6 protein-coding genes are annotated in these 7779 nt (G+C 66.4%); 1 reads left to right on the top strand and 5 read right to left on the bottom strand.

Annotated elements, in window-relative coordinates; translation table 11 throughout:
• Window positions 1-155: 155 nt before the first annotated feature.
• From ACFPFQ_RS28970 to ACFPFQ_RS28955, 4 genes are all read right to left on the bottom strand, one after another.
• The gene (locus ACFPFQ_RS28970; protein WP_379624424.1) at window positions 156-527 is read right to left on the bottom strand and encodes a hypothetical protein; all 372 of its coding nucleotides are present in this window, start codon (window positions 525-527) and stop codon (window positions 156-158) included.
• 562 nt (window positions 528-1089) lie between these two features.
• Window positions 1090-2523, bottom strand: coding sequence for an oligosaccharide flippase family protein (locus ACFPFQ_RS28965; protein ID WP_379624422.1), 1434 nt, complete (start codon window positions 2521-2523; stop codon window positions 1090-1092).
• A gap of 119 nt (window positions 2524-2642) precedes the next feature.
• A complete protein-coding gene (locus ACFPFQ_RS28960) occupies window positions 2643-3689 on the bottom strand; it encodes a glycosyltransferase family A protein (RefSeq protein ID WP_379624420.1) in 1047 nt (348 codons plus the stop codon).
• A 20-nt stretch (window positions 3690-3709) separates the two neighbouring features.
• Window positions 3710-5029 carry a nucleotide sugar dehydrogenase gene (locus tag ACFPFQ_RS28955; RefSeq protein WP_379624426.1) on the bottom strand — a complete coding sequence of 440 codons (1320 nt, stop codon included), beginning with the start codon at window positions 5027-5029 and terminating at the stop codon, window positions 3710-3712.
• Between the two features lie 312 nt (window positions 5030-5341).
• Here ACFPFQ_RS28955 and ACFPFQ_RS28950 point away from each other — a divergent pair, with 312 nt between their 5' ends.
• Complete coding sequence (locus ACFPFQ_RS28950) at window positions 5342-5980, top strand: GNAT family N-acetyltransferase (protein ID WP_379624418.1); 639 nt, start codon at window positions 5342-5344, stop codon at window positions 5978-5980.
• A gap of 28 nt (window positions 5981-6008) precedes the next feature.
• On the opposite strand, the gene ACFPFQ_RS28945 is transcribed toward ACFPFQ_RS28950, so the two are convergent.
• Window positions 6009-7511 carry an oligosaccharide flippase family protein gene (locus tag ACFPFQ_RS28945; RefSeq protein WP_379624416.1) on the bottom strand — a complete coding sequence of 501 codons (1503 nt, stop codon included), beginning with the start codon at window positions 7509-7511 and terminating at the stop codon, window positions 6009-6011.
• Between the last annotated feature and the right edge of the window lie 268 nt (window positions 7512-7779).

The raw sequence follows: 7779 nt of genomic DNA, 5'->3' as shown, positions 1-7779 counted from the left end.
TCGACTTCCCCTGTGATAGGTTAACTAAATTAGTCATCCGTGGCTTACACGGAAATCGTGACAGGCCCCCTTCCGGCGGATCCAGTAGATCATCCGCCACCAGGCATACCAGCCCAGGTAGGCGAAGGTCTGCTTGGCCTGTTTGATCTTGTGCATCACCCCGGCCAGCGCTTGTTCGGACGAGATGGTGAGCACGACCTGACGGCCGTCGCCCCGGCGCCGCCCGCATCGATGGGGGTGATGTGGGTCTTCTCCGCCGAGAGGGTCATCTTCAACTCCTGGCCCAACAACTCGCCGATCTCGGCTCGCAGCGTCTCGGCGTCGGACTGGGTGCCGTGCACGAGCACGACGAAGTCGTCAGCACCGAACCGCTTCTGCGGCTCAGTCCTTGCCCATCGGTGCAGCTTGCACTGATGATCGAGTACTCGACGCTCCGCCCGATACAAGGCCAGCTCGTCGATGGCGCCGCTATTCAACGGCTCTTCGTCACCACGCTCACTGCTGATCACGCTGCCGCCCTTCCCCATGCACGCAGCTCTCCTGCGCTCGGAGTGCTACGGCGGCTCCGCCATGACCCGATACCCACAGCGGGCGTCACGCCTGCCCACCTGAGCCGCAGGATGCGGATCGGGGAGGGCGGCACCGGGTCGTCTCCCACGTTCACTGATGTCCGTTTCGACGGTGTCGGCGTCCAGCTATACCCCGGCGGCATCGCCGCGGACCGCACATCGCAGTCTTGGTCCGGGCCTCCCGCCGCCCAGATCACACAGACGACGAGATCGGGCAGATCAAACCCCACGACCTGCCCAGCACCACAGAGCGATCCAACCACCAGATCTCAGATCGCTGACGACTAACGGAGTGGCTGTAGCACTCTGATCTGGCCCCACTGTTCTTCTCTGATCTGGCCCCACCTGCGGCCTCGTCCGGACCGGGTGTTGGCCGATAAGGCGTACTCGTCGCGGGCCAACCCGGGGCGCTACGACAAGCTGGCCCTGCGCTATGCCACTACCGTCCAGTTCACCGCGATCGGTTTCTGGCTCCACCAATGAGGAACACGCACTCGTTGTGTGACGCCGGGACGATCCCTCAGCCTCGATGTACGACCCGGTGAGCCATTCGCATCACCTCTTGCCCCATGTCCGGGGCGATCAGCCGGAGAGCACCGACGTAGACCACACCGAGCACGATCGCCTCCCCCACAACCAGGGCCAGGCCGGTCGCCGTGGGGTGTTGATCGGCATGCAGCCACAGGCGTTCCGCCACGGTTACGACGCCAACGGCCAGCACTCCTGCCACCGTCGGCGGCAACAGTCGACGTGTCAGTTCACCGGCCGTGACACCCACCACACCGCGGACCAGCCACAGCCCGACGACACCGACCGAGAGAGCAGCTCCGGACATTGCGAGGCCCACACCGAACAGGCCGAAGCGTACGAGCGGCAGAAGTAACCCCAACCCGCTCACCAGCCCGACCGCTGTCATCCAGTTGAGCCGCCGTGACCGACCACTTCCCTTGATCGCCTCTGCGGTGACGGCACTCAGTGCCTGGCCGAGCCCGAATCCGGCCATCGCGGTGAGCGCGATTCCCGCGCCCCGCCATCGTTCACCGAGCAGGAGCACCGCAATCGCCTCACCGGAGGCGACGAGCAGACCCGCAACGGGCACGGCAGCGAACCAGATCCACGTGATGGCCCTCAGGAAGGCGGCCTTGAGCCGCCGCGGATCGTTCGAGATCCTGGAGAAGGCGGGAAACAGGACAAACCCGCCTGCCTGCACCACGAGTGCCCCCGGCAACACCGCGATGCGCCTGCCGTACCGGTACTGCCCGAGTGCAGCCGTATCGAGGACTCGCCCGACGAGCACGAGCTCGGCGATGTCGCGAACTCTCTCGACGACGGATCCGAGCAACATCGGAAACGCGAATCGCGCCATCTCACGCCACAGTCGCAACGAGGGACGTCCCTTTCCCGGCCGCCATCCCGCCAGCGCCCAGCTGGCCGTCACCCAGACCGCCATCTGGGCGTAGGAACCGATGACCAGCGACCACACCCCGAACCCGGATGCGGCAAAGACCACCGCTACGACGGCGAAGGTCAGCGACGTCGCCGGATCGATGATCAGGCGGCGTCGAAAGTCGAAGCGGCGTTGCATCAGCGCGTCCGGGACGTTGGTGAAACTGTGCATGATCATCGTTCCCGCGCTGACGGCGGCGACCGCGCCTGCCACGGCATCACCGAACACAGCACCTACGAGTGGCGCCGCAGCCAGTGCCGCAAGGCTCATCAACGCACCCGTGGCGATGGTCGCCCAGAAGACTGTGTCGGCGGCGTCGTCCAAGCCGTCGTCACCCCGCTGGATCAGCGCCTGGGTCAGCGCGCCTTCCGCGAAGGTGGCCAGGAACATCGTCAGCACGGTGCCGGCCGCGAACAGGCCCACCTCCACCGGGCTGAGCAGCCGGGCAAGAACGAGTGTCTGGACGATCGTGACGACCTGCACCGTGACCAGTGCCGCCGCCGACATCGCTGCACCGCGACGCAAGATCGCACTGAGTGCACCCACCGCAGGCCGGGGCTTCGGTGCCTCCAGCGGTGCGGGATCCGACGATGCAGAATCGGGCGGAGGTGGGCCGGTCGATGGGTTCACGTCGATCGCAACAGCTTTCGCCGCCTGCGGGCAGCCGAGGCGACGACGCGACTGACCGCCTGCTTCACCGGATGTACGCGACGAAGCACGGCCGGTGCGATGGTGAGACCGGCCACGACCGCCGCCGGACGGGCCGACCGCCGCTGCGCGAACGCCAGTTTCGCCTGCACCCGGGCCATAGCGACATCGCGGTCGAGCAACGCCTTACGCGAGCGACGCATGGCCTGGCCGAACCGGATACGGCGCAGCGTGACGTCGAGAGCGTGCTTCACCTCGGGAGCGTCGATGAGGCCCGTTGCCTGGATGAACGCCCGCATCAGGCTGTCCTCGAACGCATCCACCTGCGCAGGGTCTCGGGAGAACGAGTTGCCACGCAGCCGATAGCGAGCGAGCCGCTCGTTCAGCACCCGGATGTCACAGCCCGCTGCGAGCATGCGCATGAACATCGCCAGGTCCTCGACCTTGGGTGTGTCACACGAGTACCCCCTGCCGACGCGCCACGCCTCGGCCCGGATGGCAGCGGTGTAGTAGATGACCTCACCACCGATGACTTCGACCAGACCGATCGGATGATCGATGTCGGCAGGTTCGGTGATACCGACGGACTGGCGATAGCTGCGGATCTGATCTTCACCATCGGCGTCGTCGAACAAGTAGGCGTCGATCCCGACGACGTCGATGCCGGGGTTCGCATCGAGCACTGCGGCGGTGCGCCTGCAGAACTCCGGCATCAGCAGATCATCACTGTCGAGCACAGCGAAGTACCGGCCCATCGCAGCAGCGGCGGCGGCGTCGATGCCCCCACCGAGCCCCTTGTTCTCCTGCCGGATCAGTCGGATCCGCGGGTCACCGGAATATCGGCCGACGATCCGTGAGACCTCATCGGACATGCCGTTGTCGACGACGATCAATTCCCAGTCGGCAACGGTCTGCGCGAGTACCGACTCGATGGTCGCAGCGAGATAGGGCTCGGTCCGGTACGCCGACGACAAGATGCTGAAGACGGGACGGTCGGCGTCCGCGACGTGCGCTGCGTCATCCATGAGTGGCGAAGGAATCTTCGTTACCAGGCGATGCCGGTGTAGTTCGGCAGATCTCGGCGATCAGCCGCGTCCGGCAGTCGTACGAGATCAACCACGACCTGATCCGAACGGAGATCTTCGACGGCACGGAGGACCTGTGGCTCGCGCGACCCGATCACGCAGATCTCGGCATGGGCCAGCACCGCATCCACGTCGTCGGTGAGCAGTTCGGAGATGTGCGGCAGCCGCTCGTCCAGGTACGCCCGGTTCGCACCGACGAGCCGTGAGAGCGCCACGTTGGGATCGAAGATCTGTACGTGGTAGCCCTTGCCGACGAGTCTCTCGGCAAGCTCCACCAGTGGGCTCTCGCGCAGGTCGTCGGTACCGGCCTTGAACGACAGGCCGAAGATCCCCACGCGCCTACGGCCGAGCGCTGTGATCGTCTCAACGGTGCGGCGCAGATGCGTCTCGTTCGACACCAACACGTTGGACAGCAAGGGAATGTCCAGATCATGACGGCGCGCGGTATGGATGATCGCACGGACGTCCTTGGGCAGGCACGAGCCGCCGAACGCGAAGCCCGGCCGCAAGTAGGCCGGCGAGATGTTCAGCTTGGTGTCGGCGAGGAACACGTCCATCACGGCGTGTGAGTCCAGGCCCTCCGCCGCGCAGACCGCACCGATCTCGTTCGCGAAGGCCACCTTGAGCGCATGGAATCCGTTGTCCACGTACTTGGTCATCTCGGCCACCGCGATGGGGATCTGGAATCGCGGGCCAGGCAGTCCGGCGTAGAGACTCATCACCATCTCGCCGCTACGGTCGTCGCTCTGCCCGACAACGGTCTTCGGCGGATCGAGGAAGTCACGGACGCTGGTGCCCTCGCGAAGGAACTCCGGGTTGACGCACACCCCGAAATCGACGCCGACCGTCTTGCCAGAGCTCTTCTCGAGCAGCGGGATCAGGAGGTTCTCGCAGGTGCCGGGGATCATGGTGCTGCGGTACACAACAACATGCCAGCCGGACTTGGTCGCGAGCGCAGCACCGATCTGTTGACTCGCGCGCTCGAGGTACTCCGTGGAGAGTGCCCCTCCCGGACCGGACGGCGTGCCGACACACACGATGGACACATCTGACTCGTGGACGGCGACAGTGGGATCGTCTCGCACCTGGAGTGCGCCGGTCGCCACCACATCGGCGATGACCTCCCCGATCCGCTCCTCGACGATGGGAGTTCGGCCCTCCGCGATGAAGGCGGTCTTCTGCGGGTTCGCATCGACACCGAGGACGAGGTGCCCGCGGGCCGCCATGCATGCCGCGGAGACACAACCGACATAGCCGAGGCCGAAGACACTCAATCGCAGCATTCCGCCGCGATCCTGCGGCTCGGGTGTGGTCACGCATAGTGGCTCGCAGCGCACTCGGTGTCCGTTACCTGCGGATAGGACCCGATTTTCCGTCGATCTCCGGGCGGTCGTGCACGCACCGGCGACCGGTAACAATTGCGCCGCCCGACCCGACGAAGCGACCGCCAGCAGATCCACTACTGAGGGGTCGGATCGATGCACGTCGCGAGTTCGCCGCGAACGATCGCGGCAGTACTCAGGTTCTACCTCCGGCCGGTACGCCGGTCCATCGAACGGGCAGTGAGCCGTGAGAGCCGCAGGACATGGGCCGTGCGAATCGGTCCCGTCGAGGTCAAGGGCCACCACATCCTGCTGCGCAGCCCGCGTTTCGACGACGCCGCCATGTGGCGAGAGGCGCGGTTGCGGGAACGGGCGCGGATCGAGCCGTGGTGGGCGTCGTCCTCGCTGAGCTGGGATGAACGCCACAGCGATGCGATGTGGGTGACAAGCGTGATCCAGCTTCGCCGGGAGGCCCGCGCAGGCCGGGCGATGCCACTAGTGGTGGAGATCGACGGGCGCGTTGCGGGCCAGCTCAACCTAGAGTGGATCGCCGAGCACACCGCCACGGCCGAGCTGGGCATCTGGGTGGACTCCAGGTGGGCGGGTCAGGGACTCTCCGCCGTCGCGGCCGGAATGATCATCGACTACGCGGTCGAGGAACTCGGACTGCAGCGGCTGATCGCGCCGATCTGCGAAGGCAACGTGGCAGCGGCCTGGGGTGCTGTCCTGATCGGAATGCAGCGAGAGGGCACCATGGCAGGATTCCTCGAGGTCGCCGGGGAGCGCCGGAACCACGACCTCTGGGCCATCACCGCCGACAAGCTCCCCCGGGGCGGGCTCACCGCGGCGATGCGCGCCACAGCGCTGCGGCCTCGTGGAGCCCGGAGCACCGTGCCGCCGCCGACCTGACCAGACGACCCGTTGGAGCCAACGGTGGTCAATCGACGTCCGCATGGGGGCGGTGGCGGAGGAGCCGCCACAGGCCCTTCGTGACCGATGGCGCGACGACGTGCAGGATCGCGAGGTAGACGATGCCGAAGGCGACGACATCGACCAGTATGAGCCCGATACCGGCGGCCATGCCGTAGGTGTCGGACCGCAGGTTGTCCTCGATCATCCACGTGACGATCATCGCCACCGCTGCGGACAGGATCTGCGGGAGGATCGCCCGGCTCATCTCCCCGAGCGAGACGTCGACAATCGACCGGACTAGCGAGAGACCCACCGCGGCAGCGCCCAGTGCGGTGAGCGAGATCGCCAGCCCGACCCCGATCAGGCCGAACGGGATGATCAGCACCAGCAACCCGACGCCCAACCCGAACTCGGCCAGCGTCAACCGATTGATCAAACGGGTACGGCCGCTGCCCTTGATCGCCTCCTCACACACCGACGTGACGGCGTTGCCGAGACCGAGACCGGCCATGGCGACCACCGCGACGCCAGCTCCCCGCCACGGCTCCCCGAGCAGCACAACGACGGCAGACTCGCCCACTGCGAAGAGGAGACCCGATACCGCCGCGGCGAAGACCGTGACCGAGCAGAGAGCCTGCAGGTAGCTGTTGCGCAGGCGGTCCGGATCGTCGGCAACCCGGGAGAATGCCGGGAACAGCGCGGACGCGACGATATCGACGGTGGCGTCGACCGGCACTCGTGCGATGCGCGTCCCGTACCGGTAGAACCCGAGGGCGGTCGTGCTCAGCCCACGGCCAACGACCACGGCCTCGATCATCTGTTGCAGGCGGGAACCGAGGAATCCGATGACGAGCGGCATCCCGAACCCGGCGAGCGTGCGCCACTGCTGCCACGAGGCGCGCCCGCGGCCGGGCCGCCAGTCCGTCAAGCACCAGACCGTCACGACCCATACCAGGTGGGAGACATAGGTCCCGACGACGAGACTCCACACACCGAACCCGAGGGCGGCCAGTGCCACCGAACTGGCCGCGAAGCTGATCGTGATGGCGGGTCCCACCACCAACCGCCGAGCCGCGCTGAACTGCCGCTGCAGAAGCGCCTCTGGCACGTTGGTCAGAGCGTAGAGGAGCAGCGAACCCGAGCAGACCGCGGCGATCATGGCCGCGGTCGGACTGCCGAAGACGACGCCGACCAGCGGAGCGGCCACCAACGCCGCCAGGCTCAGCGCCGTGCCGGTGATCAGCGTGCCCCGGAACACCGTCGCGATCGCGTCATCAAGATCGCGATCGCCGCGATGGACCAGCGCCGCCCGCATGCCCCCCTCTGCGAAGTTCGCCATGAACGCCGTCAGAACCGTGCCTGCGACGAAGACACCGACCTCGGCAGGCGTGAGCAGGCGGGCAAGTACGACCGTTTGCAGCAGGGTTGTGCTCTGCACGAGCACCTGACCGACCGAACCCGCCATCGCGACGCGCTTGATCCGCGTGGTGAGTGTCGTCTCGGCGGCTTCCGGGTCGGGCACCCTCATGATCGCTGGATTCTCCCGACGCTCCGACGAACAGTTCAACGGCGTCGATGCACCGCTCGAAGGACGATTCGATCTCTACACCCACGCCGTTAACATCCCATTAGGACAACGCACGCGAACCACGCCATGCGCGCTCGGCTGCCACCGGCGGCGCGCGGCGCCACGGTCTCCGACGGTGGAGCCGTGTCGAGAAGTACGCCCTAGTGTCGCGTGCCGGAAGTTGGTTGACGGTGGGCTTTCGCGATGATCGTGTCGGCGTCTTTGGTCC

Source organism: Pseudonocardia sp. GCM10023141 (assembly GCF_042653605.1).
Note: the sequence above shows the minus strand (reverse complement) of the source record. Positions and strands in the feature narration are given on the sequence as shown.